The organism is Bradyrhizobium sp. USDA 3364, assembly GCF_054056355.1.
Genome location: NZ_JBSRYG010000002.1, coordinates 587,604 through 613,232 on the forward strand (window position 1 = coordinate 587,604; position 25,629 = coordinate 613,232).

Genomic DNA, 25,629 nt, shown 5'->3' on the forward strand with positions numbered 1-25,629 from the left:
GACCAAGCCGCGATGGCAATGAAAGTTCCGAAGCTAATCCCCGGCGCGCAGCCGATAACCGATGCCGGTCTCGGTCAGCACGAATTGCGGACGCTCGGGATCGGCCTCGATCTTCTGGCGAAGCTGACGCACATAGACCCGCAGATACTGCGCATCGGTCAGTTCGTCCCACAATTCCTTCAGCAGAAAGCGATGAGTCAGTACCTTGCCGGCATGCTGAACCAGCACGCGCAACAGGTCGTACTCCTTCGGCGACAGCTTGATCTCCTTGTCGCCGACCTTGACGATGCGGCGCACCAGGTCGACCGAGAGATCGCCGGAGCGGAACACCGGCCGCTCGCCCTGCACCTGCAGCTGGTGGCGCAGCGCCGCGCGCAGCCGCGCCAGCAATTCGTCCATGCCGAACGGCTTGGTCAGATAATCGTCGGCGCCGAGATCGAGCGCCTGCACCTTGCCGGCCTCGTCGCCGCGGCTCGACAGCACCACGATCGGAACGCTCTCGTTGCGGCCGCGGATCATGCGCAGCAGGTCGTGGCCCTGGATGTCGGGCAGGCCGAGATCGAGGATGATCAGCGCCGGTCCCTCGCCCAGCATCTCCAGCGCGTTCTTGCCGTTCGATGCTTCGAGGATGTCGTAGCCCTGCGTGCTCAGCCCCATCCGCAGCAGCTTGCGGATCGGCGGCTCGTCGTCGATGACCAGGACCTTGATCGGCGTCGCGTTCATGCAGCAGTGTCCAGGGCGTTGGTGTCGGCGGTAACAGGCAGGCGGATGGTGATGACGGCGCCGCTCCGGTCGGAGCGGTTGGCCGCGGCGATGGTGCCGCGCATCGCCTCGACGAAGCCGCGCGAGATCGCCAGCCCAAGGCCGGTGCCGGGGCGGACATGGTCGCCCTTCTCGGCGCGATAGAACTTGTCGAACACGCTTTCGAGCTCGGCGGGGGGAATGCCGTTGCCTTCGTCCAGTATCTGCAGCGCGATGGTGTCGCGGTCGCGCGCGCCGCGGATCGAGATCGTGGTGTCCGAGGGCGCGTATTTGGCGGCGTTGTCGAGCAGATTGAACAGCACCTGCTCGAACAGCACGGCGTCGAGCTCGAGCATCGGCAGATCGGCCGCGAGCTCGAGCGACACCCGGTGATGCACCAGGATCTTGGCGGCGCGGCGCAGCGCGCTGCCGACGATCTCGCCGACATCGTGCCGCGCGGTGTTCGGCACGATCGCGCCGGATTCCAGCTTGGTCATGTCGAGCAGGTTGGCGATGAAACGATTGAGCCGCTCCGACTCGTCGATCACGGTGGCGAGCAGGTCATGCTTCTGGGCGTCGCTCAGGTTGGCGCCGAGATCGCGCAGTGCCGAGGCCGAGCCCAGCACCGAGGCAAGCGGCGTCTTGAGGTCGTGCGAGATCGAGGTCAACAGCGCGCCGCGCAGCCGGTCGGATTCGACCGTGCGCTTGACCCGATCCATGTCCTCGACCAGCAGCACGCGCTCGATCGCGAGCGCGCCCTGGTCGACCAGCGCATCGAGCAGCCGGCGCTGGTCCGGCGTCAATAGCGGCCCGGTGCGGTCGTCGTCGATGCCGATCACCCCGATCGGGCCGCGGCCGGTGCGCATCGGCAGGAACAGTCGCTTGCCGCCCGGCAGCGTGTCGGAGCCGCGGCCGGCCGGGCGATCGTTGCCCCAAGCCCAGTTGGCGGCGGCGAGATCGGCCTGATCGAGCTGGTCCTCCGGCGGATAGCCGCTCTTGACGGTCAGCATGCCGTCTTCCGGCAGCAGCAGCACCACGCGCACCTTCAGCATCAGCGCGATCTGGTAGGCGGTCGCCCACAGCACGTCGTCGAGCGTCGCGGTGCCGGCGAGCTTGCGGCTGAACGCGTAAAGCGACTCGGTGGTGCGGACGCGGCCGATCGCGGTGTCGGCCTGGGTGCGCACCCGCGCCGCGACGTTGGAGACCAGGAACGCGATCAGCATGAAGAAGAAGAATGCCGCGACATTGGTCGGGTCGGTGATGGTGAAGGTATAGACCGGCGGCAGGAAGAAGAAATTGTAGCACAGCGACGCCGCGACGCTGGCCAGCAGCGACGGCCCCAGGCCGTAACGCGCCGCCGCGCCGACCACGGCAGTGAGGAACACGAGGTCGACGTTCTCGATGCCGAAGAACGGCTGGATCAGCTTGGCGGCGCCGAGCCCGAGCGCCGCCAGCAACAGCGCCATCAGGTAAGGCCGCGGATTGAACGGCTCCTGCCGCTGCGCGGTCTGCACCGCCGCCTTGCCGACCGGCAGCTCGTCGCCGGCGATCACGTTGACGCTGATATTGCCGGCCCGGCGCACCAAATCGTGCACCACGGAGCCGTGCGTCAGCTCGAACCAGCGCGAGCGCGTCGATTTGCCGATGATGATCTGGGTGACGTTGTTGGCCTGGGCGAAATTGATGACGTCGTCGGCGATGCGGCGGCCGACGCCGGGAAGGGTCAGCGCCTCGCCGCCGAGCGATTCCGCAAGCCGCATGGTGTCGGCCAGCCGGTCGCGCTGCACGTCGCCGAGTTGCAGGCTGCGCCGCGTCTCGATGCTGATCGCGGTCCACTGCGCGTGCAGCCGGTCGGCCAGCCGCTTGGTGTAGCGCACCAGGCCGGCCGCACGCGGATCCTCGCTCAGGCAGACTAGGATGCGCTCGCCGGCGGCCCAGGGGCCCTGGATCGCATTGGCCTGCATGTGGTTGAGCAGCTGCTCGTCGACCCGCTCGGCGGTGCGGCGCAGCGCCAGCTCGCGCAGCGCAGTGAGATTGCCGGGCGAGAAATAGTGCTCAAGCGCCCGCTCGGCCTGCTTGGGCACATAGACCTTGCCCTCCTTCAGCCGCTGGATCAGATCGTCGGGCGTGAGGTCGATCAACTCGATGGCATCGGCGCGATCGACCACAGAGTCCGGCACGGTTTCGCGCACCCGCACATGGGTGATCTGCGCGACGACGTCGTTGAGGCTCTCGATGTGCTGGATGTTGATCGCGGTGTAGACGTCAATGCCGTGCGACAGCAGCTCCTCGACGTCGAGATAGCGCTTGGGGTGCCGGCTGCCCGGCGCATTGGTGTGGGCGAGCTCGTCGACCAGCGCGAGCTGCGGACGCCGCGCGATCACGGCGTCGAGGTCCATCTCCTCGAGCGTCTGGTCGCGATAGGCCAGCCGCTTTCGAGGTATCACTTCGAGACCCCTGAGCAGCGCCTCGGTTTCCGCCCGCCCGTGGGTTTCGACGACGCCGACCACGACGTCCACGCCCGCCTTGAGGCGGGCGTGGGCGCTCGAGAGCATCTCGTAGGTCTTGCCGACGCCGGGCGCGGCGCCGATGAAGATCTTCAGCCGCCCCGAGCGATCGGTCTCCCGGCGCGCTGCCTCGAGCAGCGCGTCCGGCGACGGTCGTTTATGGGGGTCACGCTGATTGGCCATACCGCAATATAGTCATCCCCTGAGAGCGAGCCTACTCCCCTATTTCCCCTTTGCCGCGTCGAGCGCCAGGTTGAGCGCAAGAACGTTAACGCGGGGCTCACCGAGCACGCCGGCGAAGTGGCCCTGCGTGTTCTGCGTCACCAGCTCGCGCACCGCATTCTCGGACATGCTGCGGGCCTTCGCCACCCGCGGCACCTGGAACAGCGCGGCATCCGGCGAGATGTCCGGATCGAGCCCGCTGGCCGAGGTGGTGACGAGATCGACCGGCACGCTGGCGGTCGGGTTCTCCGCCTTCAGCTTCTCGACATCCTCCTTGACGCGGTCGTTCAGCGCCTTGCTGGTCGGGCCGAGGTTGGAGCCGCCGGAATTGGCGGCGTTGTAGGGCGCCGGCACGGTCTTCGAGGAGTCGTTCGGATCGGGCGCGACCGTCGCCGACGGCCGGCCGTGGAAGTATTTATCCTCCTTGAACTCCTGCCCGATCAGGGCGGAGCCGATCACCTTGCCGTCCTTCTCGATCAGGCTGCCGTGCGCCTGCTTCGGAAAGATGACGCCGGCGATCGCCGTGATACCGAGCGGATAGGCAAGGCCCGTGATCGCGGTCAGCAGGACCAGCACCAGGATGGCGGGACGAATTTCTCTCAACATGATAGGTCTCCTAAGTCTCTTTCGTCATTGCGAGGAGCGGAGCGACGAAGCAATCCACACTTTCTTCGCGGACAGATGGATTGCTTCGCTGCGCTCGCAATGACGGTTGTTACTAAGCCAGGCCCAGGGCGGCGACGACGAGGTCGATCGCCTTGATGCCGATGAACGGGATGATGATGCCGCCGAGGCCGTAGATCATCAGGTTGCGGCTGAGCAGCGCGCCGGCACCGACGGCGCGATACTTGACGCCCTTCAGCGCCAGCGGAATCAGCGCGACGATGATCAGCGCGTTGAAGATGATCGCCGACAGGATCGCGCTCTGCGGGCTCGCCAGGTGCATCACGTTCAGCACCTGGAGCTGCGGGTAGAACGCGAGGAACATCGCCGGGATGATCGCGAAGTACTTCGCGACGTCGTTGGCGATCGAGAACGTGGTGAGCGCGCCGCGGGTCATCAGCAGCTGCTTGCCGATCTCGACCACCTCGATCAGCTTGGTCGGGTTGGAGTCGAGGTCGACCATGTTGCCGGCCTCACGGGCGGCCTGCGTGCCGGTGTTCATGGCGACGCCGACGTCGGCCTGCGCGAGCGCCGGCGCGTCGTTGGTGCCGTCGCCGCACATCGCAACCAGCTTGCCCTTGGACTGCTCGTCGCGGATCAGCTTGAGCTTGTCCTCGGGCGTTGCCTGCGCCAGGAAGTCGTCGACGCCGGCCTCCGCCGCGATCGCGGCCGCGGTCATCGGGTTATCGCCGGTGATCATCACGGTGCGGATGCCCATGCGGCGCAGCTCGGCAAAGCGCTCGCGGATGCCGCCCTTGACGATATCCTTGAGGTGCACGACGCCGAGCAGCTTGCCGTCCTTGGCCACCGCCAGCGGCGTGCCGCCGGCCTTGGCGATCTCGTCGGCGATGGTCTGGATCTCGCGCGCTTCCGCGCTCATCGTCGCTGCAACCGCGCGAACGGTGTTGCCCGAGGCGACGGTGCGCGGCGAGCCGCCGTCGACATAGGCGAGGATCGCATCCACCGCGCCCTTGCGGACCGACGAGGAGCCGGCATCGATGCCGCTCATCCGGGTCTGCGCCGTGAACGGCACGAAGGTCGCGGCAAGCTCATGCATGTCGCGGCCGCGGATGCCGTACTTCTCCTTGGCGAGCACCACGATCGAGCGGCCCTCCGGGGTTTCGTCGGCCAGCGAAGCCAGCTGCGCCGCGTCGGCGAGGTCCTGCTCGGAGACGCCGCGGATCGGGCGGAACGCGGTCGCCTGGCGGTTGCCGAGCGTGATGGTGCCGGTCTTGTCCAGCAGCAGCGTGTCGACGTCGCCGGCGGCTTCCACGGCGCGGCCGGACATCGCCAGCACGTTGAAGCGCACCAGGCGGTCCATGCCGGCGATGCCGATCGCCGACAGCAACGCGCCGATTGTGGTCGGGATCAGCGTGACGAACAGCGCCACCAGCACCACGACCGAGATCGAGCCGCCGGCATAGGCCGCATAGCTCGGGATCGTCACCGTGGCGAACACGAAGATGATGGTGAGGCCTGCGAGCAGGATGTTGAGCGCGATCTCGTTCGGCGTCTTCTGCCGCTCGGCGCCCTCCACCAGCCTGATCATGCGGTCGATGAAGGTCGAGCCCTGCGCCGCGGTGATGCGGACGCGGATCCAGTCCGACAGCACCTGGGTGCCACCGGTGACCGCCGATCGGTCGCCGCCGGACTCGCGAATGACCGGCGCGGATTCACCCGTGATCGCGGCCTCGTTGACCGAGGCGACGCCTTCGATCACCTCACCGTCGGACGGGATGTTGTCGCCGGCCTCGACCAGCACGATGTCGCCGACCTTCAACGAGGTGCCGGGCACCATGCGATAGGTCCGGTCGGTGCCGGTCAAGAGCTTGGCCTGGCTCTCGGTGCGGGTCTTTTTCAGGGACTCCGCCTGCGCCTTGCCGCGGCCTTCGGCGACGGCCTCGGCGAAGTTGGCGAACAGCACCGTGAACCAGAGCCAGAGGATGATCTGGAAGGTGAAGCTGAGATTGGCGTTACCGATGACGAGGTCGCGCACGAAGATCACGGTGGTCAGCGCAGCCACGACCTCGACGACGAACATCACCGGATTCTTCATCATCAGGCGGGGATCCAGCTTGACGAAGGCCGACTTGATCGCCGGCACCAGGATCTTCGGGTCGAGCATGGTCGACGCCGTTACCTGCTTCTGCAGTCTTGTGGTTTCCATGGATGTCACTCCGGACAATTCGATCAGAACAGGGTGTTGGCGTTCATGGCGAGATGCTCGACGATCGGCCCGAGCGCCAGCGCCGGGAAGAAGGTCAGGCCGCCGATGATCAGGATCACGCCGATGACGAGGCCGACGAACAGGCCGCCGGTGGTCGGGAAAGTGCCCGCCGAGGCCGGGATCGACTTTTTCTCGACCAGCGAACCTGCAATGGCCATCGCCGGCACGATCATGAAGAAGCGGCCGACGAACATCGCCGACGCAAGCGTCAGATTGTAGAACAGCGTGTTGCCGGTGAGGCCCGCGAAGGCCGAGCCGTTGTTGCCGGTCGCCGAGGTATAGGCATAGAGCACCTCGGTGAAGCCGTGCGGGCCGGCATTGGCCATCGAGGCCGCCGCCGACGGCAGCACGACGCCGACCGCGGTCCAGCCGAGATACATCAGCGGCAGCACCAGGATCGCGAGCATCGCCATCTTGACCTCGCGCGCCTCGATCTTCTTGCCGACATATTCCGGCGTGCGGCCGACCATCAGGCCGGCGACGAAGATCGCCAGCACGACGAAAAGCAGCATGCCGTAGAAGCCGGCGCCGACGCCGCCGATGATGACTTCGCCGAGCTGCATGTTGATCAGCGGGATCATGCCGCCGAGCGCGGTGAAGCTGTCATGCATCGCGTTGACCGCGCCGCAGGAGGCTGCGGTGGTCACCACGGCGAACAGCGAGGACGCGACGATGCCGAAGCGGACCTCCTTGCCCTCCATGTTGCCGCCGGTCAGGCCGTAAGCCTGCAGGAGCGAGGTGCCGTTGGCTTCCGCCCAGTACGTGACGGTGACGCCGGCGACGAACAGGATGCCCATCACGGCGAAGATCGCCCAGCCCTGGCGCTCGTTGCCGACCATGCGGCCGAACACGTTGGTCATCGCAGCGCCCAGCGCGAAGATCGAGATCATCTGCACGAGGTTCGACAGCGCGGTCGGGTTCTCGAACGGATGCGCCGCGTTGGCATTGAAGAAGCCGCCGCCATTGGTGCCGAGCATCTTGATCGCGACCTGCGAGGCGACAGGTCCCAGCGCGATGGTCTGCTTGCCGCCTTCCAGCGTGGTGGCATCGACATAGGGCTGAAGCGTCTGCGGCATGCCCTGCGAGACAAGGAACAGCGCATAGACGATGCAGATCGGCAGCAGCACATAGAGGGTGACGCGGGTGACGTCGACCCAGAAATTTCCGACCGTGCGCATCGACGAGCGGGTGAAGCCGCGGATCAGCGCCATCGCCAGCGCGATGCCGGTCGCTGCCGACAGGAAGTTCTGGTGGGTCAGGCCGAGCATCTGGACCAGATAGGACAGCGTGCTCTCGCCGCCGTAGTTCTGCCAGTTGGTGTTGGTGATGAAGGAGATCGCCGTATTGAAGGAGAGATCCTCGGCAACCGCGGACTGACCGGCCGGGTTGAACGGCAGCACCGCCTGAAGCCGCATCAGCCCGTAGATGATGGCGAAGCCGCCGACATGGAACAGCAGCATCGCGACCGTATAGGTCAACCAGTGCTGCTCGCGCCGCTCGTCGACGCCGCCGACCCAGTAGATGCCGCGCTCGATCGGGCGCAGCACGGGCGAGAGGAAGGTGCGATCGCCGTTGAACACGCGGGTCATGTACCAGCCGAGCGGTTTGACCAGCGCGGCCACGATCGCGCAAAACAGAATAATTTGAATCCAGCCGATGACGGTCATTGCGTCAAACCTTTCGAATGGGTGCGTAGCGCAGCAGCGACGCGAACACGCCGAGCAACAGCCCGGTCAGCACCGCGTCGGCGAGGAGAATCGTGCAAAGCGCTGACATCGCGGGCCGCCTAGAAGCGTTCCGGCCGCAGCAATGCGTAGGTGAGGTAGAACAGCAGGCCGAGCGAGACGAGGCCGGCGAGCGAGTAATCGAAGATCATCGCCACCTCCCCTTACAGCCGTTCGCAGGCGTAGGCGTAGCCGATGCCCGCAGCGAAGAAGCCGATCGCGAGCGTCGCCATGAGAATGTCCATCATGAGAGACTCCTATGCGTCCGAAGGGCGCGGACGCGCCGTATAAGCGCTCCGCGCCGGATCGCCGTGAGGTGCCACCCGGAGCATAGGTTTTCGAGAGGTGGCGCATAGGGACGTTATAGGAATCCTATAAGTGCCTGAGTGCCGCCAATGTTCTCAGCCTTCGCCGGGACGACGCCGGGTCTTTATGGAATCCCTATATCTCGGCCCCCTCCCTCATCTCGTTTTCCAACAGCCATCGAGGCCATTTTGAACCGTGCGGCCAATGTGTTGGGCCGCGCGTGAAACGAGATGATGCGATGTCTGTACTTTCCGAACACACCTCGACCGACCTCGGTGACCGGCTGCGCGACGCCTATATCGTCACCGCCGACTTCATGGCCGACATCATCAGCCAGACCTGTCGGCGCTTCCCCTCGGCCGGACAGGGCGGCAAGAGCTCCCGCGTCGAGCGCCTGATCCGGTCCGGCGCCTGGACCGACGCCGCGATCGCGCTGCTCGATCTCGAACTGCCGCAATGGCAGATCCGCCGCCTGGTCTATGACGAGTGCGAGTGGTACTGCGCATTGTCGCGCCAACGCGAACTTCCGGACTGGCTCGACCAGTCGATCGAGACCCACCATTCGGATCTGGCGCTCGCGATCCTCAGCGCCTTCGTCGAGGCGCAACAAATCAGCGCGCCCGAGAGCCGCAGCAGCGTGCCCAGCGTGCGCCGCGGCGCGGGCTCGGTCTACCAGCCGCAGCTCGTCGACAATTTCGGCTGATGACGGCGCAATCGTGAAGACCAAACAACTGCCGCGGCAGCTGCAGTCGGTCCAGGTCATGGTCCGGTTCGGCTTCCGTCTCGCCATCATGATCGGCTTTGCCGTGTTCGCCGGCGCAGGCTTCAGCAAGGGCCTGGTCACGCTGCTGTTGATGTCGGCCGTGATCTGCGCCTTCGCCGGGATTGCCAAACGCGAAATGCCGCTGGCCGCAAGCCTCAATCACTGGGACGAGATGACCGCCTATGTCGCGCTGTGCGCGCTCGGCACCGGCATCGTCCAGCACCACTGAAATCACCCCTCAAATCCTATGCCGCTCCTATGAAGTCGGCCGCCCTCCGCGCTCGATTTCATATCCGGCAAATCAGACATTGATCGCGTGACTGTGACTGTAGCGTGTTCGAGCGAAGTGGATACCGGTTCGCGTGACGAAAACGCCTCAGAAACGAAAAGAAGGACTACCAACGTGAAACGTTTCGAGCCTCCCTCGTGTAGTGCAACGTCCACCATCGTCTTCATCGGCCGCAACCACCGCGGCCAATGGGTCGCCCAGCAACAGAACGGCCTCTATGGCGGCCTGTTCGTCAACCGCGCCCAGGCCGTCAAATACGCACTGTTCGAGAACGGCCAGCACCCCGAAATGATCGTCGAGCTGTCGCGTGAGCTTGAGCTCGACATGGGCGGCGAGACCGCAAGCCTCCCCGCGAGCCGCGTGGCGTGAGCCACCCAATGATCTCGAAAGCAACATCGAGATGGGCATTGAAAGCTGATTCGGCCGAATGGCTGTCGGGCTTCATCCCCGATCTTCCGACCCCCTTTAACCACCAGGACGAGATCGACGCTGATGCGTTCGGCCGGCTATGCGAGCGCCAGATCGCAGCCGGCGCGACCGCGCTGGTGGTCGGTGAGACCGCGGGTGAAAGCTCGACGCTGGAGCCCGCGGAGCGCGCGCAGCTGGTTGGCATCGCCGCCCGCGTCGCGCGCAAGCGGGTCCGGATCATCGCCGGCGCCGGGTCTAACGCGACGGATCGCGCCGTCGCGTTCACGCGGGCCGCGCAGGCGGCCGGCGCCGACGCCATCATGTCCGTCGTACCGTATTACAACAAGCCGATGCCGCGGGGCATGACGGCGCATTTCCACGCCGTCGCCGCGGCCACGCCGCTGCCCGTGATCCTGCACGATATCCCGTCGCGGACGGTCAAGGGCCTGGCCGACGAGACGCTGGTCGAGCTCGCGGCATCGCCGGGTTTCGCGGGATTGCGCGATGGCGGCGGCGACGTCGCCCGGCTGGCACGGCTGCGCTCACGCCTGCCTGCCACGTTCCGGATGCTGACCGGCGACGACAATTCATCGCTGGCCTGGCTTGCGGCCGGCGGCGATGGTTGCATCTCGGCCGTGGCCAACGTCGCGCCTGATCTCTACGTCGCCGTTCAGCGGCATTTCCGCGCGGGCCGGCTGTATCAGGCCCGCGAGTTGCACCAGCGGCTGGTGCCGCTCGCAACCCTGCTGGAGCGGGAGCATCCGGCTGCCCTGAAATTCGCGCTGGCGCTGCTCGGGTTCATGCAGCCGGCCACACGACTGCCGATCGTGCAGCTCGGTGCAGTGGCGAAGGCCGAGCTCGCGCAGGCGATGGCTGCGCTTGCCGACGAGTATCTCGCAGCGGCGCAGTGAGCCTTGCCGACGCGCGCAAGCCATCGCAATGCACAATGGCGCGCGCAAACATCCTCCGTGACACCGCGCCATATTGAGGTCCCGGAACGGCGCCCCATATCCACGGCAAGGGAGTGCTTGCCGTGCAGACCTTCAAGGCGGCTCTCGTTGTGGCGGCCGTTCTGGTCGCTCTGGTTGTTTCCGTCGGTCCCGGCATGGCCGCGGACAACAACCGTCTTGCCCTGACCATTTCCATCGATGGCGCGATCGGGCCGGCATCGGCCAGCTACGTCAAGGACGCCCTGGCGCAGGCGGCCGAGCGGCGCGCCGAGGTCGTCATCCTGCGGATGAATACGCCGGGCGGTCTCAGCACCAGCATGCGCGAGATCATCACCGACGTGCTGGCGTCGCCCGTTCCCGTCGTCGGCTACGTTGCGCCCTCCGGCGCCCATGCCGCGAGCGCCGGGACCTATATCCTCTATGCGACCCATCTCGCGGTCATGGCGCCCGGCACCAATATCGGCGCCGCGACGCCGGTGCAGATCGGCGGCCCGCTGCCGGGTCTGCCGGGCAGCACCCCGGACAAGGACGGCAAGGAAAAGGACAGCGACAAGCCGGCCGGAACGAAGGATGCCATGACGGCGAAGGTGACCAATGATGCCGTCGCCTTCATCCGCAGCCTGGCCGAACTGCGCGGCCGCAATGCCGACTGGGCCGAGAAGGCGGTGCGCGATGCCGCCACCCTCTCCGCCAACGCCGCGTTGCAGGCCAACGTCATCGAATTCACCGCGCGCGATCCCGCCGACCTGCTGAGGCAGCTCGATGGCCGGACGGTGGAGCTTGCCGGCGGCAAGACACAACGCCTCGTGACCAAGGATGCCGTGATCGAGGCCATCGATCCCACCTGGCTCGCGCGCGCGCTTGCGGTCATCACCGACCCCAACATCGCATTCGTTCTCCTGATGGTCGGCATCTACGGCCTAATCTTCGAATTCATGTCGCCCGGTGCCGTGGCACCGGGAGTGGTCGGGACGATCTGCCTGCTGGTCGGCCTCTACGCGCTCAACATGCTGCCGATCAACTACGCCGGCTTCGCCCTGATGCTGGTCGGGATCGCGCTGCTCGCGATCGAAGCCTTCAACCCGACCGTCGTGATCGGCCTCGGCGGCATCGTGGCCTTCGTGCTGGGCGCCGCCATGCTGTTCCGGATCGAGGCGCCCGGTTACACCCTGTCATGGCCGGTCATCGGCATCGTCGCGGCGATGTTCGCCGGGCTCATCCTGGTGGTGCTCGGCGCGCTGCGCCGCGCCCGCAACGGCCCGGTCCGGACCGGTGCGCAAGCCATGCGCGGGCTATCGGCCGAGGTTCTCGACTGGTCCGAGACCACGGGTCACGTCTTCACCAATGGCGAGCGCTGGCAAGCGCGCGGCACCGAGACCTTCAAGGCGGGCGAGACCGTCGAGGTCGCCAACATCATCGATTTGACGCTGGTGGTACGGCGTGCGCCGGCCTCGGCCGGCGAAGGAGGTACAGCATGATGCTTGACTATTTCACCTATGCGGCCATCGCACTGCTGGTCGTCATCTTCCTGACCCAGGCGGTGCGGGTGTTGCGCGAATACGAGCGCGGCGTCGTCTTCACGCTCGGCCGTTTCACCGGGGTGAAGGGTCCCGGCCTCATCATCCTGATCCCGGTGGTGCAGCAGCTCGTGAAGGTCGATCTCAGGGTGATGGTGCAGGTGGTGCCGCCGCAGGACGTGATCTCGCGTGACAACGTCTCGGTCAAGGTCAACGCCGTGCTCTACTTCCGCATCGTCGATCCCGAGCGTGCCATCATCAAGGTCGGCGACTACATGGCCGCGACCAGCCAGCTTGCCCAGACCACGCTGCGCTCGGTGCTCGGCAAGCACGAACTCGACGAGATGCTCGCCGAACGCGACAAGTTGAACGCCGATATCCAGGAGACCCTCGATCGGCAGACCGACGTCTGGGGCATCAAGGTCACCGGGATCGAGATCAAGGATATCGACATCAACGAGACGATGGTGCGGGCGATCGCCAAGCAGGCCGAGGCGGAGCGGCTGCGGCGCGCCAAGGTGATCAACGCGATGGGTGAGCAGCAGGCCGCCGAGAAGCTCGTGGAGGCCGGGCGGATCCTCGCCCAGGAGCCGCAGGCGATGCAGCTACGCTATTTCGCGGCGCTGCATGACATTGCCGGCGAGCGGTCCTCGACCGTGGTATTCCCGCTACCGATGAACCTGCTCGATCACCTGACGCGGCGAAGCGAGGCAACCTGACCCGGCTGGTGCTTGGCCCGCCACGCCGGACCCGGCCCGCGCATGTAATGCGCCTCGGGCCGATAGGAGCTGATCGGCTCCTCGCCGATCCAGGCGAGGAATTTGAGCAGTCCCTCGGCGGCACGATGCAGCAGGGCCGCGATGAATGACGTTGCGCGCATCTCAGTAATCCCACTTCTCGCCGAGCACCGCCGGCGTCCGCGGATATCGCTCGGCATCGCCGCCGAGCATGCCGGCCTTGAGATGGGTCCGCGCCCAGTCCTCATGGCCGCGATGCAGCAACAGCTCGTTGCGCAGCCGGTGGATCTTGGCGGCGGCGATCGCGCGGTGAATGTTCCTGAAAGCGAGGCCGATCCGCCGGATCGCCCGCTTCAGTACGGGGCTGACAGCACCGGCCGAACGTTGGGGCCGGACATCGTGTAGTTGGAGCAAGGTCATGTCCCACCTTCCTGTTGGCGGCGCGCAAGCGCACCGCGTCAACCCGAAGATGCTGCGAAGACCGTAGGAATTCGAGAGGGCACGCCGCGGTGCGGCATAGGAGCCGTATAAAGACCGGCCGCCCATCGCGGCCCGCCGTGACGGGCCGTCCTGCGCAAGGCGGAACACGCCGCCGCCCCGTGTGTTGACCAGCGCCCATACGGTGCTAGCCTTTTGCTGGCGAATTGTCGTGAAGCGGATTCGATAACCGCGTCGAGGGTGAAGACCATGAACCTCGTATCGCCAACTGTCGCAACCGCCGGGTCCCCCGTCCACTCCGATGGCGTGATCGCCGCAGGCGTCTACGTCGAAGGACGACGCATCGCCAATATCGCGATCGACGAGGCCGCAAGCTGGCGCAACAAGCCGGACCACGTGGTGTGGATCGGGTTGCACGAACCCGACATGGCGCTGCTGAGCAGCCTGCAGCGGCAATTCCAGCTGCACGACCTCGCGATCGAGGATGCCGATCACGCGCATCAGCGGCCGAAGATCGAGCAGTATGGCGACGCGCTGTTCATCGTGGCACGCACGGCGCAGCTCGAAGGCGAGAGCATCGCCTTCGGCGAGACGCATCTGTTCGTCGGCGAGGGATACATCGTCTCGGTGCGCCACGGCGCCTCGACGTCCTACAAGCCGGTCCGCGAACGTTGCGAGAGCTGTCCGCGCGCGCTCGCCCGCGGCGAGGACTACATCCTCTATGCCATCCTCGATTTCATCGTCGACAACTACTCGCCCGTGCTCGAGACGATCCAGGACGAGGTCGAGACGATGGAGGCCGAGGTGCTGGCGAGCGCGATGACGCGGGCGCAGATCGAGCGGCTCTACCTGTTGCGGCGCGACCTGCTGCGGCTGCGCAACGCGGTCGGGCCGCTGGTGGAGGTCTGCCGCCGGCTCGAGCGCGACCATTTGCCGATGGTGCGCGAGACCATGCGTCCGCTGTTCCGCGACGTCACCGACCACGTCCGCACGATCCAGGAACGGATCGATGCCCTGCGCGAGGTGCTGGCCTTTGCGTTTGAAGCAAGCCTGCTGGTCGGTCAGGCGCAGGAGACGGCGATCTCCAAGAAGCTCGCCTCATGGCTTGCGATCGTTGCCGTGCCGACCGCCGTCGCCGGCATCTACGGCATGAATTTCAAGTACATCCCGGAGCTGCAGTGGGAGTACAGCTATTTCGTCGTGATGGGCCTGATGCTAGCCGCATGCGGCGGGCTATTCTGGCGGTTCAGGCGTTCCGGCTGGCTGTAGTCCGCGACCGGAACGCCGGGCCATCTCCGGCCGAGGCCAGCCGTACCGGTACGTCGCCATCATGCTGCGAATCGGGACATTTCCATCGATCTTGCCGCCGATCCGCCCCTCTCCGGGGCCGGTTTACGGTCGGCGGCAAGACCGGTAACGTTGCCTCCCAATGCGACGTGGAGAGTGCCCATGCGGCCCAAGGATCAGATCAACTGGATGCTGACGGATGCGATCGAGGCGCTCGCCCGGGCCGAACGGTTGCACCAGAGCTTCCTCAATTTGCACCCGCGCGCGGCAGGCAGTGAGCCAAGCTGGGAACCGCCGATGGACGTGATCGAGACCGAGGAGGAGATCCTGATCCTGGTCGCGCTTCCGGGGGTGGATCCCGACGAAGTCGAGGCCGCGCTCGACGGCGGCACGCTGGTCATCTCCGGCCGCCGCACCCTGCCCTCCGAACTCCGCAACGCGCGCATCCTGCGCCTCGAGCTGCCGCAGGGCCGGTTCGAGCGCCGCATCGCGCTGCCGACCGGCCGCTACACCATCAGCCGCTTTGCCGCGCATGGCTGCGTCGGCCTGCGGCTCGGAAAATCGAGCTGAGGATTTCGCCATGGCTATCGCAGACGTTTCAAGCCCGGCGACCTCGACGCCGATCCCGAGCGACGCGCTGATCATCGTCCCGGTGCGCAACACCGTGCTGTTTCCGGACGTCATCTTTCCGATCACGATCGCGCGCGCGACCTCGATCGCCGCCGCCCAGCAGGCGGTGCGCGAGCAGCGGCCGATCGGCATCCTGCTGCAGCGCGATCCGGAGGCGAACGACCCCGGGCCCGACGGGCTCTACCGCGTCGGCACGGTCGCCAACATCGTGCGCTACATCACCGGGGCCGACGACAGCCATCATCTGGTCTGCCAGGGCGTGCAGCGCATGCGCGTGCTCGACTATCTGCCCGGCACGCCGTTCCTCGCCGCGCGGGTATTGCAGATCCCGGAGCCGACCAACACCTCGCCCGACATCGAGGCGCGCTTCCTTAATCTGCAGCGCCAGGCGCTGGAGGCCGCGCAGCTCCTGCCGCAGGTGCCGCAGGAGCTGATCGCGGCGCTGCAGGGCACGACGTCGCCGGCGACGCTGGCCGACCTCGCGACCTCCTACATGGACATCAAGCCGCAGGAGAAGCAGGACATCCTCGAGACCATCGATCTCGTGGCGCGGATGGACAAGGTCTCGCGCCATCTCGCCGAGCGCATCGAGGTGCTGCGGCTGAGCCAGGAGATCGGCCAGAAGACCAAGGCGGTGTTCGACGAGCGGCAGCGCGAGGCGATCCTGCGCGAGCAGATGGCGACGATCCAGCGCCAGCTCGGTGAGGGCGACGGCAAGGCCGCGGAGGTCGCCGAGCTGACCAAGGCGATCGCGGACGCCAAGATGCCGCCGGAGGCCGAGAATCAGGCGCAGAAGGAATTGCGCCGCTACGAGCGGATGCCGGAGGCGGCCGCCGAGTCCGGCATGGTGCGCAGCTATCTCGACTGGCTGATCGAGCTGCCCTGGAGCCTTCCGGAGGAGAAGCCGATCGACATCGCGGAAGCGCGCAAGATCCTCGACCAGGACCATTATGGGCTGGAGAAGATCAAGAGCCGCATCATCGAATACCTCGCGGTGCGCAAGCTCGCGCCCGGCGGCAAGGCGCCGATCCTCTGCTTCCTCGGGCCGCCCGGCGTCGGCAAGACCTCGCTCGGGCAATCGATCGCGCGCGCGATGTCGCGGCCGTTCGTGCGGGTCTCGCTCGGCGGCGTGCATGACGAGGCCGAGATCCGCGGCCATCGCCGCACCTATATCGGCGCCCTGCCCGGCAACATCATCCAGGCCATCAAGAAGGCCGGCGCGCGCAATTGCGTAATGATGCTCGACGAGATCGACAAGATGGGCCGCGGCATCCAGGGCGATCCGTCGGCCGCGATGCTCGAAGTGCTCGACCCCGAGCAGAACGGCACCTTCCGCGACAATTACCTCGGCGTGCCATTCGACCTGTCGCGGGTCGTCTTCATCGCCACCGCCAACATGCTCGACGGCGTCCCCGGGCCATTGCTCGACCGCATGGAGCTGATCAGCCTCGCCGGCTACACCGAGGACGAGAAGCTCGAGATCGCCAAGCGCTATCTGGTGCGGCGCCAGCTCGAGGCCAACGGCATCAAGGCCGAGCAGGTCGAGATCGATCCGGATGCGCTGCGGCTGATCATCCGCAGCTATACCCGCGAGGCCGGCGTCCGCAACCTGGAGCGCGAGATCGGCAAGGTGCTGCGCAACGTCGCGGTGCAGATCGCCGAAGGCAGCACCAGCCACGTCACGATCGCGCCGAAGGACATCGTATCGCTGCTCGGCCAGCCCAGGTTCGAGAACGAGATCGCGCAGCGCACCAGCATCCCGGGCGTCGCCACCGGGCTTGCCTGGACCCCGGTCGGCGGCGACATCCTGTTCATCGAGGCCTCGCGCACGCCGGGCCGCGGCGGACTGACGATCACCGGCCAGCTCGGCGACGTCATGCGCGAGAGCGTGCAGGCAGCGCTGACGCTGGTGAAGGGCCGCGCCGCGCAGCTCGGTATCGACGCGAGCATGTTCGAGAAGAACGACATCCACATCCACGTTCCAGCCGGTGCGACGCCAAAGGACGGCCCGAGCGCGGGGGTTGCGATGTTCACCGCCCTCACCTCGCTGCTGACCGATCGCACGGTGCGCAGCGACACCGCGATGACCGGCGAGATCTCGCTGCGCGGCCTCGTGCTGCCGGTCGGCGGCATCAAGGAGAAGGTGGTTGCCGCCGCGGCCGCGGGCCTGACCCGGGTGATGCTCCCGGCGCGCAACAAGCGCGACTTCGACGACATCCCCGCCGGCGCCCGCGCCAAGCTGGAGTTCATCTGGCTCGAACGGGTCGACGAGGCGATCGCCGCCGCGCTCGAGCCCGCCAAGGCGACGCCCGCCGCGGCGGAGTGATGGTTGCCGCGAAGGCTCAAACATCTCGCCCGGGGCCACCCCTCTCCCCAACCCTCCCCCGCAAGGGGGGAGGGAGCCTGACCAGCGTGCTCACCTCACGTTCGCCGCGCAGAAAGCGCAGACGATGCACGGATAAATTGCGAAGCCTTGTGTTGTGCGCGTGTAAGGGAACCCGAGGTGGAAGGGTTCCCTCCCCCCTTGCGGGGGAGGGCTAGGGAGAGGGGTGCCACACGGCGTGCTCTCTCAACTGAACGAGTTCAAAGCATCGCTCAGCTCTTGCCCATGCATTCTTCGATATAGAACCAACGGTCGTCACCGGTCAGGCCCTTCTGCTTCACCTCTTTGCGGCAGGCCTTCAGCTTGGGCTTGTTGGCGCGCCACTGCGCCTTCATCTCCTTCAGCTTCTCCATCGTCAGCTTCATCTTCGACGGCTTGGCCGTCGTGGCGGCCGGTGGCGGCGCGGCCGGCGCCGCGGTCTGGGCCGACGCGGCATGAAGCCCTATGGAAAGCAGTGCGGCGGCAAGGCAAATCCGGGTGCAAAACATTGAAATCCCCAATCCCATTTCAATTCATCGAATAAAACGAACGCCGCAGGCGCCGGAGAATCGGCAACCCGCGGCGAAGATTGTCGCGATCAGAGGATTTTGACCGCGCTGAGCAGCGTCATATAGATGCCCCAGGCCAGCGGGATGCCGACGAACAGCCAGAACAGCGCAGCCTTGGCGTCGAGCCCGCCAAACCCGATCCCGTAGGAGCCGTGCGGCCCGGCCGCGGTGGCGCTCGCGCTCGCCTCCTGCAGCTTGGCGACCTCGGCGTCGCTCATGTGCCACTTCGGATCAACTGGCTTGATCAGGTAATTGCAGATCAGGCCCGCGATCAGCATGCCGCACAGGATGTACATCGTGGTGTTGTAGAGCTGGTCGCGCGGCACGCCGGCGGCGAGCTGGAATTCACGCAGGTAGTTCACCACCACCGGGCCGATGATGCCCGCGGTCGACCAGGCCGTCAGCAGGCGGCCGTGGATCGCGCCGACGAACTGGGTGCCGAACATGTCGGCGAGATAGGCCGGCACGGTGGCAAAACCGCCGCCATACATCGACAGGATGATGCCGAAGCCGAGCACGAACAACAGTTTCGAGCCCATCGCCGCGAAGGTCGGAGCCAGCGCGTAGAGTGCGATGCCGAGAATGAAGAACGTATAATAGGTGTTCTTGCGACCGATCTTGTCCGACAGCGACGCCCAGAAGAAGCGGCCGCCGATGTTGAACAGCGACAGCAGGCCGGCGAAACCGGCGGCGATCGCCGCGATCTGCGCCTTCTGTGCGGCATCGAGCTGGTTGAAGCCGACACTGGGCAGGCCGATCAGCTTGCCGGCGAAGATCTCCTGCAGCATCGGCGAGGCCATGCCGATCACGCCGATACCCGCCGACACGTTCAGGCAGAGCACCCACCAGATCAGCCAGAACTGCGGCGTCTTGTGCGCATTGTCGAGATGAACGTTCTTGGTCGAGATCATCGCATTGGCCTTGGACGGCGGCGTCCAGCCCTCGGGCTGCCAGCCGGCCGGCGGGATGCGATAGCGGAACGCACCGATCATCATGAACACGAAGTAGATCGCACCCATGACGAGGAAGGTTTCCCAGACGCCGACCGAGGTCGGGGTCTTGAAATAGTTCATCAGCTTGTCCGCGAGCGGCGCGCCGATCATGGCGCCGCCGCCGAACCCCATGATGGCCATGCCGGTCGCCATGCCGCGGCGGTCGGGAAACCACTTCACCAGCGTCGACACCGGCGAGATGTAGCCGAGGCCGAGACCAACCCCGCCGATCACGCCGGAGCCGAGCCACATCAGCCAGAGCTGGTGCGTGTAGACGCCGAGCGCGCCGATCACGAGGCCGCCGGCCCAGCACAGCGCCGCGACGAAGCCCGCCTTGCGCGGACCGACTTTCTCGAGCCAGCCGCCCCAGATCGCGGCGGAAACGCCGAGCAGCACGAAGAACAAGGTGTACATCCACCCCAGGCTCGCGACCTTCCAGTCGCAGGTCGTGGTGAACAATTCCTGGACTAGCGAAATGTCGGGGCACGCCTTCGGCGCGCTCAACCCGATCGCACGCGACAGCGGCAGCCAGAACACCGAGAAGCCGTAGGCCATGCCGATGCACAGATGGATGCACAGCGCGGCCGGCGGCACCAGCCAGCGGTTGAAGCCGGCGGTCGCGATCGTGTGCTCCTTGTCCAGGAAACCTGCGCCTGCAGCCGATACGCGTCCGGCGCTGCTCATCGTCGTCATTGAACCCTCCCTGCAGCCGCCGTTGCGTCAGGCGTTCTGCCGTGTTCGATCCCGTCTCATTCCTTGCGGCGCAATCTTCACATTGCTCCACCCATTCCCTGCATGCGCCGGGATCAGCCACGCGCATTCCGGAAATGCTAACCCCCGATACGGCCGGATATGCCCCGGCCGCACGGCCCGCTCTGTACGTTAGGCCTGCCCTGCACTGCCCCACGTGCCCTGATCCGGGCACGACTTCATCTCCACAACCCCGTGGACATTATCAATTCGCGCAGAATGGAAAATAGGTGTCGATTGGCAAAAGGTAGATATCAAGCCGGATCTAGCGCGTACGCGGCGCTGCAGCATTTAGATTGTCTATCGTTCCATTCGCCTTCTCGATCAAGAAAACGATCCGCATATCGCTTCGTTCGGTGATCTCGACCTTGTCCCCAGTCTCCTGGATCAGGGCCGGGATGTCGATCACCGAAAGCGGATCTGTGCAGTGCACCTCGAGGAAATCTCCCGCCGTCACGTTCCTGAGAGCCTTGCGCGTCTTCAGCGCCGGCAGCGGGCATTTCAGGCCGGTGAGATCGAGCTTTGTCGTTGTCATGGTTCGACCATGGCGAAGCCGTCACGCATCGTCAACGGCGGCGCCTTTCATCCTGTTCAGCTTTCGGCGGGAGCCGATGCCAGCACATCGTCGACGGGAAGCGCAAAGCGCACCATCAACTCGGCGACGTCCTCGATGTCGTCGAGATGCGCGACCGGCAGCGTGGTTTCGATGGCGACGTCGCTGGCGATCCCGACCACGCACGGGTCGTCGGGGAACAGCGGCGGCTTGCCGTTGGCGGCCCGATATACCTCGATCTTGTTGACCGGCTCGCGCTTGAACCCCTCGACCACGACCAGATCGACGTGCGCCATCTTGGCGAGCAGTTCCGGCAGCCGCGGCTCGTCGGCGCCACGCAGCTCATGCATCAGCGCCCAGCGCCTGGTCGAGGACACCAGCACCTCGGTCGCGCCGGACTGCCGGTGCACCCAGGAATCCTTGCCGGGCACGTCGACATCGAATTCGTGGTGGGCGTGCTTGATCACGGAGACGCGCAGGCCACGGCTCAGCAGATGCGGGATCACCCGCGACAGCAGGGTGGTCTTGCCCGCACCGCTCCATCCCGCGAGGCCAATCACTTTCATACGCGTCTCCGAAGACATCCAGCATCCAACGCTGCTTATATCAGCCTTGACGCAATGTCATGCCAGCCCTCGCCGGCGGATGGCGCGCGATCGGGCGGCCTAATGGAGCGCCTTCGGAAGCTCCTGGAGAGCTGCGCCCACAGCACCGCGAACGCGACCAGGCCACAGACGCCAAGCGCCAGGGTCAATCGCGGCAACCGGCCGATGGCGACGAGCAACCAGGCCGGCCGGAAGAACAGGCCGAACACGATGCCGAGCGGAAACACCGCGGCGGCCCCTGCGCTGGGATCACTCGTTCCGCTGACTGACGGGCTGCCCTGGCTTGGCAAGCCTTCCCGACCGATTCTCTCGCGCGGCCTGGCAACGCAGCCGGAACCGCTTCCGGGCGCGCTGCGTGCCAACAGCCAGCACCTCTTCCAGCGTTGTATTCCTAAAGCGAAGCCTTCTTAACATCGCATCGCTCCCTGAGCGGGCGGGTGCCACATGGTCGCTCAGCCACCGATGCCCACGTCAGGGCTCATGTCGGTGATGGAAGATTAACCAGCGACGGGACGCTTTGCTCCAACGCGACCATTGCGCCCTTCGTCTCATGCCACGCGTGGTCCGACTATCAACGGATATACCTCGAAGTTTCCAATGCGTGGGGCAAGTGGAACGCGATAAATTGCGTCATAGGAGCACTACGTATGCCTCGCTCGCCTTCGATCGTGCCGCATCAAATCGACCACGACACCTATCTGGTGCTGAACGATTTCGGCCGGCTTGGCCGTGCCTGGTGCGAAACCGATGAAGAAGGCACTGACCGGAAGACGCTGATCCGCCGTCTGCTCGATGACCAGTACAGCCGTCCGGTCCGCATCGTCGCCTTCAACACCAACGAAGGTTGGGCGCGCGACGTGACGACCGATATCGCCGACGAGCTCCGGCGTCGCTTCGTCGAATACGATGAGGTCCCGCGTTCCGTGCTGGAGTTCGTCGAGATGGCGATGCGGCACTGAGCCGGATCCGTGAGCCGGGCGGGTCGCGGTCGTCCCGTTCTCATTCGTCATCGCCCGGCTTGACCGGGCGATCCAGCACGCCGCGGCTTCACGGCCCAAGCACTGCTGCCTCTGGAAATACTGGATCACCCGCATGCGCACGCGGGTGATGACACCGCGTGTTTGGCATCTGGATCGAGAACCATCCCCATCGTCGTTCTGGCGAAAGCCGGGACCCATTACCCCAAATCGCGATTGTTACGCGACGCTGGGGCCACAGTCCCGTTCATCACCCAACGCGGTGGTTATGGGTCCTGGCTTTCGACGACAGCTGTGTATACGGCAGCACTACGCTGGCCGGAATCCCGCCGCCGTCAACGCCTCCCGCCCCTTTTCCGATGCCAGCGCATCGAGAAAGGCCTGCACCGCGGGCCGTTGCTTGCGCGCGGTTACCAGCGCGAAGTCGTAATGCTCCTCGGCGAGCGGAATGAAGCCGAGCCCGGACGCGTGGGCGACCGGCGCGATGGTCATGCCCCAGTCGGCGCGATGCTGCGCCACCGCGGCGGCAACCGCATTGTGCGAGCGCGGCTGATTCCAATAGCCGTCGGGCCGGTGGCCGCCCAGCAGGCGATCTATCAGGATGCGGGTGCCGGCGCCCTGGTTGCGGTTGACCATGATGCAGGCGGGATCGGCGAGCGCGGCGCGCACGGCCTCCTCCGCGCTCAGGCCGGCAAAACGCCTGTCGTCCGTGCGGAACACGATGCCCTGCATGCGCCGCCAGCCCGGCACCAGTTCGAGGCCGTCGGCGAGATAGGGCGTGTTGTAGGTTCCGGTCTTGTCGTCGAACAGATGGATCGGGGCGAGATCGCATTCGCCGCGCTTGGCAGCAGCGAGCCCGCCGAGGCTGCCGACCGCGATCGAACGCACCACAAGGCCGGCATGCGCCAGCGGGGCGGTGACGAGATCGAGCCCGGTGCAATGGCTGCCGACGATGACCAGATCAGGCACCCGCACATGCGGCGTGAACAAGGTCACCTCGGCGTCGCTGCCGGCCGGCAACTGGTCGGCGAGTGCCTCGATCTTCAGGAAGCCGTCGGCCTGCGCGAACGACGTGATCGCGCCCGAGCCCTTGCCGCTTGGATAGGCGATCAGGCCGTCGCCGCCCTCGACCAGCGACACCATCACGAACTCGGTGCGGCCGAGTTCGGAGGCGATGCGCACCGGCACCTTCGCCGCCACCCTGGCATCGGAGCGCGGCGGCAGGCCGGCCATCCGCCGCAGCACCGGCACGATCATGTCGTGGAAGGTGAACATCGCGGAGGTCGGAAAGCCCGGCAGGATGACCACCGGCTTGCCGTCGCAGACCGCAAGGCACAGCGGCTTGCCGGGTTTGAGCGCCACGCCGTGCGCGATGATGCCGGGCTTGCCGAGTCGAGAAATGATCCGATGCGAAACATCGCCCGCGCCCTTCGAGGTGCCGCCCGACAGCACCAGCATGTCGCTCTCCGCCAGCGCCTTGCGCATCGCGGCTTCGAGCATCGCCTCGTTGTCGGCGATCGCGCCAAGGAACGCCGCGTCACCGCCGTTCTCGGCAATCGCCGCCGTGACGATCGCGCCATTGGTGTCGTAGATCGCGGCCGGACGCAGCGTCTCGCCCGGCTGCACCAGCTCGTCGCCGGTCGAGAGGATCGCAACGCGCGGACGGCGCGTCACCAAAACTTCGGCGATGCCGCAGGCGGCGAGCATGCCGATCTCGCGCGACCCGATCATGGTTCCGGCGCGCAACAATGCCTCGCCGCGCGCGATATCGGAGCCGGCATAGGACACGAACTGCCCGGGCGCCGCCGCGCGACGGACCTCGATGGCGCCATTGCTGCCCGCTTGGCCGGCGGGTTGGGTGTGCTCGACCATTACGATCGCGTCCGCGCCGCGCGGCACCGGACCGCCGGTCGCAATCGCGGTCGCAGTACCCGGGAGCACCGGTCGCCTCGGCGCGGTCCCGCAGGAGATGGTCTCGTCGTTCAGCGCGAGCTGCACCGGCGCGCCCTCGCCGGCGCGCGCAAGATCGGCCGAGCGCACCGCAAAGCCGTCGACATTGGAGCGATCGAACGGAGGCACGTCGATCGGCGCCACCACGTCCTCGGCCAGCGCGCGGCCGAGCGCGTCGACGAGCCGTCGCGTCTCGGACGGCAATTGGCGCGGGAACAGCGCCGCCTCGAAGCGCGCGATCGCGTCCTCACGCGACAGGATGGTCAGGAACTGGTCCTGCTCGACGGACAGGTTTGGTTTCGGCGCGAATGGTTGGGTCATCTCGGGAACTCACTCCCGCAACATATAGGCATCAACCACCGTACCCGCAGCGAAGCCCTCTGCGCCGCCAGGCACGATCAGCAGGGCTTCGGCGCGCGCGATGGCATCGAGCGACAGATCGGCGATCGCGATCACGGACCAAGAGCCCTGTTGAGACCCCTGCTGACGCGTCAGCAGCACGACCTCCGCAATGCCGACGCCCGAGGCGATCTTGCGTTCCAGCGGCAGCGCCAGCGTTTTGCGCGCGCGCCGGCCCGCGAGGTGATCGAGCACGGGAAGCGCAATCGCCCACCAGGCGGCGAAAGCCTGATCCGGCGCACCCGGCAGGGCGACGACCGGCGCCACATCGATCCGGCCGACCGCGGTCGTGCGCCCGGGCTGCAGGGCGATGCCGTGCGCGAGCAGCGTGCCGCGCGACGCCAGGGCATTCACCGTCGCATCCGTATGACCGACGCCGGTGCCCCCGATCGTGACGATCAGATCGCAGCCGGCTGGATCGACCGCGCTTGCAATCGCAACCACATCCGGCGCCGCCTCCGTGCGGATGACTTCGGCGCCCGCGAGCCGCGCGGTGTCAGCGATCAGGTGCGCGGTCAGCTCGCCGTTGGCGATATTGACGATGCGAAGCCGAGGGCGTCGTACGCGCGACCGTTCCAGTCCGGCCGCCCGCGCGAGCAGCAGGCCGCGCGGCAGCAGCGGCTCTCCCGCCGGCATCACGACGCGCCCGGCGGCAATGTCGCTGCCGGCACGCCGGACGCCCTGCCCCGGGATGGCATCGGCGAGCACCTGCGTAAGCGGACCGGAGCTGTCGACGGCATCGGCGTCGACCACGCAGTCGGTCCCGTCGGGCATCGCCGCGCCGGCCGCCACCCAGACCGGGCGTTCGGCCAGCGGCAACGGCGCATAGGAGGACGCGCCGACCAGGTCATTGGCGCGCATCGCCCAGCCGTCATTGACGGCGACATCGTGCGGCGGATAGGCGCGCAAGGCCGACATCTCGGCCGCAATGCAACGCAAGGCGTCGGCCGGCGTCAGCTCGATCGGCTGGACCGGCGCGAGGTCGCGCAGCACGGCGGCCAATGCCGCGTCGAGCGGGGTGAGCGAAGCCGGCAAGCGCTGGGTGGTAGCCATGGCCCGCTAT

At 66.4% G+C, this 25,629-nt stretch carries 25 protein-coding genes; 10 read left to right on the forward strand and 15 right to left on the reverse strand.

Annotation, left to right across the window (positions count from 1 at the left end):
- Window positions 1–33: 33 nt before the first annotated feature.
- From ACVILL_RS03030 to ACVILL_RS03055, 6 genes are all read right to left on the reverse strand, one after another.
- Complete coding sequence (locus ACVILL_RS03030; protein WP_456727786.1) at window positions 34–723, reverse strand: response regulator; 690 nt, start codon at window positions 721–723, stop codon at window positions 34–36.
- The gene (locus ACVILL_RS03035) at window positions 720–3,431 is read right to left on the reverse strand and encodes a DUF4118 domain-containing protein (RefSeq protein WP_456727787.1); all 2,712 of its coding nucleotides are present in this window, start codon (window positions 3,429–3,431) and stop codon (window positions 720–722) included. The genes ACVILL_RS03030 and ACVILL_RS03035 overlap by 4 nt, the downstream gene beginning before the upstream one ends.
- Window positions 3,432–3,470: 39 nt before the next feature.
- Window positions 3,471–4,076: a K(+)-transporting ATPase subunit C gene (locus ACVILL_RS03040; RefSeq protein WP_456727788.1), complete on the reverse strand. Its 606-nt coding sequence runs from the start codon at window positions 4,074–4,076 to the stop codon at window positions 3,471–3,473.
- Window positions 4,077–4,188: 112 nt separating this feature from the next.
- Complete coding sequence (gene kdpB, locus ACVILL_RS03045; protein ID WP_456727789.1) at window positions 4,189–6,300, reverse strand: potassium-transporting ATPase subunit KdpB; 2,112 nt, start codon at window positions 6,298–6,300, stop codon at window positions 4,189–4,191.
- Between the two features lie 23 nt (window positions 6,301–6,323).
- Entirely contained in the window at window positions 6,324–8,027 is a 1,704-nt protein-coding gene (gene kdpA, locus ACVILL_RS03050) for a potassium-transporting ATPase subunit KdpA (RefSeq protein WP_456727790.1), read from the reverse strand.
- Window positions 8,028–8,146: 119 nt separating this feature from the next.
- The gene (locus ACVILL_RS03055; protein WP_016846764.1) at window positions 8,147–8,236 is read right to left on the reverse strand and encodes a K(+)-transporting ATPase subunit F; all 90 of its coding nucleotides are present in this window, start codon (window positions 8,234–8,236) and stop codon (window positions 8,147–8,149) included.
- Window positions 8,237–8,628: 392 nt separating this feature from the next.
- Between ACVILL_RS03055 and ACVILL_RS03060 the strand changes: the two genes are divergently transcribed.
- The 6 genes from ACVILL_RS03060 (at window position 8,629) to ACVILL_RS03085 (ending at window position 13,036) form a co-directional block, all read left to right on the forward strand.
- A complete protein-coding gene (locus tag ACVILL_RS03060) occupies window positions 8,629–9,093 on the forward strand; it encodes a hypothetical protein (protein ID WP_456727791.1) in 465 nt (154 codons plus the stop codon).
- A gap of 13 nt (window positions 9,094–9,106) precedes the next feature.
- Window positions 9,107–9,382 (forward strand): hypothetical protein, encoded by a 276-nt coding sequence (locus tag ACVILL_RS03065; protein ID WP_456727792.1) that lies wholly within the window; start codon window positions 9,107–9,109, stop codon window positions 9,380–9,382.
- 174 nt (window positions 9,383–9,556) lie between these two features.
- Window positions 9,557–9,811: a hypothetical protein gene (locus ACVILL_RS03070; RefSeq protein WP_456727793.1), complete on the forward strand. Its 255-nt coding sequence runs from the start codon at window positions 9,557–9,559 to the stop codon at window positions 9,809–9,811.
- An 8-nt stretch (window positions 9,812–9,819) separates the two neighbouring features.
- Window positions 9,820–10,761 carry a 4-hydroxy-tetrahydrodipicolinate synthase gene (gene dapA / locus ACVILL_RS03075; RefSeq protein WP_456727794.1) on the forward strand — a complete coding sequence of 314 codons (942 nt, stop codon included), beginning with the start codon at window positions 9,820–9,822 and terminating at the stop codon, window positions 10,759–10,761.
- A gap of 122 nt (window positions 10,762–10,883) precedes the next feature.
- Entirely contained in the window at window positions 10,884–12,278 is a 1,395-nt protein-coding gene (locus ACVILL_RS03080; RefSeq protein WP_456727795.1) for an NfeD family protein, read from the forward strand.
- On the forward strand, window positions 12,275–13,036 hold the full coding sequence (locus ACVILL_RS03085) for a slipin family protein (protein WP_456727796.1): 762 nt from the start codon (window positions 12,275–12,277) through the stop codon (window positions 13,034–13,036). The genes ACVILL_RS03080 and ACVILL_RS03085 overlap by 4 nt, the downstream gene beginning before the upstream one ends.
- Here the strand turns inward: ACVILL_RS03085 and ACVILL_RS03090 are convergent.
- Both ACVILL_RS03090 and ACVILL_RS03095 read right to left on the reverse strand, forming a co-directional pair.
- Complete coding sequence (locus ACVILL_RS03090; protein WP_456727797.1) at window positions 13,006–13,197, reverse strand: hypothetical protein; 192 nt, start codon at window positions 13,195–13,197, stop codon at window positions 13,006–13,008. The genes ACVILL_RS03085 and ACVILL_RS03090 overlap by 31 nt on opposite strands.
- 1 nt (window position 13,198) lies before the next feature.
- Window positions 13,199–13,474 (reverse strand): hypothetical protein, encoded by a 276-nt coding sequence (locus ACVILL_RS03095; protein ID WP_456727798.1) that lies wholly within the window; start codon window positions 13,472–13,474, stop codon window positions 13,199–13,201.
- A gap of 267 nt (window positions 13,475–13,741) precedes the next feature.
- On the opposite strand from ACVILL_RS03095, the gene corA reads away from it, so the two are divergent.
- The 3 genes from corA (at window position 13,742) to lon (ending at window position 17,735) form a co-directional block, all read left to right on the forward strand.
- Complete coding sequence (corA, locus tag ACVILL_RS03100; RefSeq protein WP_456727799.1) at window positions 13,742–14,761, forward strand: magnesium/cobalt transporter CorA; 1,020 nt, start codon at window positions 13,742–13,744, stop codon at window positions 14,759–14,761.
- Between the two features lie 180 nt (window positions 14,762–14,941).
- Window positions 14,942–15,349 carry an Hsp20/alpha crystallin family protein gene (locus tag ACVILL_RS03105; RefSeq protein WP_456727800.1) on the forward strand — a complete coding sequence of 136 codons (408 nt, stop codon included), beginning with the start codon at window positions 14,942–14,944 and terminating at the stop codon, window positions 15,347–15,349.
- 10 nt (window positions 15,350–15,359) lie between these two features.
- Window positions 15,360–17,735 carry an endopeptidase La gene (lon, locus tag ACVILL_RS03110; protein ID WP_456727801.1) on the forward strand — a complete coding sequence of 792 codons (2,376 nt, stop codon included), beginning with the start codon at window positions 15,360–15,362 and terminating at the stop codon, window positions 17,733–17,735.
- 269 nt (window positions 17,736–18,004) lie between these two features.
- Here the strand turns inward: lon and ACVILL_RS03115 are convergent, their stop codons facing one another.
- The 5 genes from ACVILL_RS03115 to ACVILL_RS03135 form a co-directional block, all read right to left on the reverse strand.
- Entirely contained in the window at window positions 18,005–18,280 is a 276-nt protein-coding gene (locus ACVILL_RS03115; protein ID WP_456727802.1) for a hypothetical protein, read from the reverse strand.
- An 89-nt stretch (window positions 18,281–18,369) separates the two neighbouring features.
- On the reverse strand, window positions 18,370–20,025 hold the full coding sequence (locus ACVILL_RS03120) for an OFA family MFS transporter (protein ID WP_456727803.1): 1,656 nt from the start codon (window positions 20,023–20,025) through the stop codon (window positions 18,370–18,372).
- 322 nt (window positions 20,026–20,347) lie between these two features.
- Window positions 20,348–20,617 carry a sulfurtransferase TusA family protein gene (locus ACVILL_RS03125; RefSeq protein ID WP_456727804.1) on the reverse strand — a complete coding sequence of 90 codons (270 nt, stop codon included), beginning with the start codon at window positions 20,615–20,617 and terminating at the stop codon, window positions 20,348–20,350.
- A gap of 56 nt (window positions 20,618–20,673) precedes the next feature.
- Entirely contained in the window at window positions 20,674–21,201 is a 528-nt protein-coding gene (gene mobB / locus ACVILL_RS03130) for a molybdopterin-guanine dinucleotide biosynthesis protein B (protein WP_456727805.1), read from the reverse strand.
- A 35-nt stretch (window positions 21,202–21,236) separates the two neighbouring features.
- A complete protein-coding gene (locus ACVILL_RS03135) occupies window positions 21,237–21,467 on the reverse strand; it encodes a hypothetical protein (RefSeq protein WP_456727806.1) in 231 nt (76 codons plus the stop codon).
- Window positions 21,468–21,887: 420 nt separating this feature from the next.
- Here ACVILL_RS03135 and ACVILL_RS03140 point away from each other — a divergent pair, with 420 nt between their 5' ends.
- On the forward strand, window positions 21,888–22,199 hold the full coding sequence (locus ACVILL_RS03140) for a hypothetical protein (RefSeq protein ID WP_456727807.1): 312 nt from the start codon (window positions 21,888–21,890) through the stop codon (window positions 22,197–22,199).
- 327 nt (window positions 22,200–22,526) lie between these two features.
- Here ACVILL_RS03140 and ACVILL_RS03145 read toward each other — a convergent pair whose 3' ends face one another.
- Complete coding sequence (locus ACVILL_RS03145; protein ID WP_456727808.1) at window positions 22,527–24,488, reverse strand: molybdopterin biosynthesis protein; 1,962 nt, start codon at window positions 24,486–24,488, stop codon at window positions 22,527–22,529.
- A gap of 9 nt (window positions 24,489–24,497) precedes the next feature.
- Window positions 24,498–25,619 (reverse strand): molybdopterin-binding protein, encoded by a 1,122-nt coding sequence (locus ACVILL_RS03150; RefSeq protein WP_456727809.1) that lies wholly within the window; start codon window positions 25,617–25,619, stop codon window positions 24,498–24,500.
- Window positions 25,620–25,629: the final 10 nt, after the last annotated feature.

Coding starts and splice junctions, on each gene's coding strand:
- ACVILL_RS03030 (WP_456727786.1), bottom strand. CDS start 723: ATGAACGCGACGCCGATCAAGGTCCTGGTCATCGACGACGAGCCGCCG.
- ACVILL_RS03035 (WP_456727787.1), bottom strand. CDS start 3,431: ATGGCCAATCAGCGTGACCCCCATAAACGACCGTCGCCGGACGCGCTG.
- ACVILL_RS03040 (WP_456727788.1), bottom strand. CDS start 4,076: ATGTTGAGAGAAATTCGTCCCGCCATCCTGGTGCTGGTCCTGCTGACC.
- kdpB (WP_456727789.1), bottom strand. CDS start 6,300: ATGGAAACCACAAGACTGCAGAAGCAGGTAACGGCGTCGACCATGCTC.
- kdpA (WP_456727790.1), bottom strand. CDS start 8,027: ATGACCGTCATCGGCTGGATTCAAATTATTCTGTTTTGCGCGATCGTG.
- ACVILL_RS03055 (WP_016846764.1), bottom strand. CDS start 8,236: ATGATCTTCGATTACTCGCTCGCCGGCCTCGTCTCGCTCGGCCTGCTG.
- ACVILL_RS03060 (WP_456727791.1), top strand. CDS start 8,629: ATGTCTGTACTTTCCGAACACACCTCGACCGACCTCGGTGACCGGCTG.
- dapA (WP_456727794.1), top strand. CDS start 9,820: ATGATCTCGAAAGCAACATCGAGATGGGCATTGAAAGCTGATTCGGCC.
- ACVILL_RS03085 (WP_456727796.1), top strand. CDS start 12,275: ATGATGCTTGACTATTTCACCTATGCGGCCATCGCACTGCTGGTCGTC.
- ACVILL_RS03090 (WP_456727797.1), bottom strand. CDS start 13,197: ATGCGCGCAACGTCATTCATCGCGGCCCTGCTGCATCGTGCCGCCGAG.
- ACVILL_RS03095 (WP_456727798.1), bottom strand. CDS start 13,474: ATGACCTTGCTCCAACTACACGATGTCCGGCCCCAACGTTCGGCCGGT.
- corA (WP_456727799.1), top strand. CDS start 13,742: ATGAACCTCGTATCGCCAACTGTCGCAACCGCCGGGTCCCCCGTCCAC.
- ACVILL_RS03105 (WP_456727800.1), top strand. CDS start 14,942: ATGCGGCCCAAGGATCAGATCAACTGGATGCTGACGGATGCGATCGAG.
- lon (WP_456727801.1), top strand. CDS start 15,360: ATGGCTATCGCAGACGTTTCAAGCCCGGCGACCTCGACGCCGATCCCG.
- ACVILL_RS03115 (WP_456727802.1), bottom strand. CDS start 18,280: ATGTTTTGCACCCGGATTTGCCTTGCCGCCGCACTGCTTTCCATAGGG.
- ACVILL_RS03120 (WP_456727803.1), bottom strand. CDS start 20,025: ATGACGACGATGAGCAGCGCCGGACGCGTATCGGCTGCAGGCGCAGGT.
- ACVILL_RS03125 (WP_456727804.1), bottom strand. CDS start 20,617: ATGACAACGACAAAGCTCGATCTCACCGGCCTGAAATGCCCGCTGCCG.
- mobB (WP_456727805.1), bottom strand. CDS start 21,201: ATGAAAGTGATTGGCCTCGCGGGATGGAGCGGTGCGGGCAAGACCACC.
- ACVILL_RS03140 (WP_456727807.1), top strand. CDS start 21,888: ATGCCTCGCTCGCCTTCGATCGTGCCGCATCAAATCGACCACGACACC.
- ACVILL_RS03145 (WP_456727808.1), bottom strand. CDS start 24,488: ATGACCCAACCATTCGCGCCGAAACCAAACCTGTCCGTCGAGCAGGAC.
- ACVILL_RS03150 (WP_456727809.1), bottom strand. CDS start 25,619: ATGGCTACCACCCAGCGCTTGCCGGCTTCGCTCACCCCGCTCGACGCG.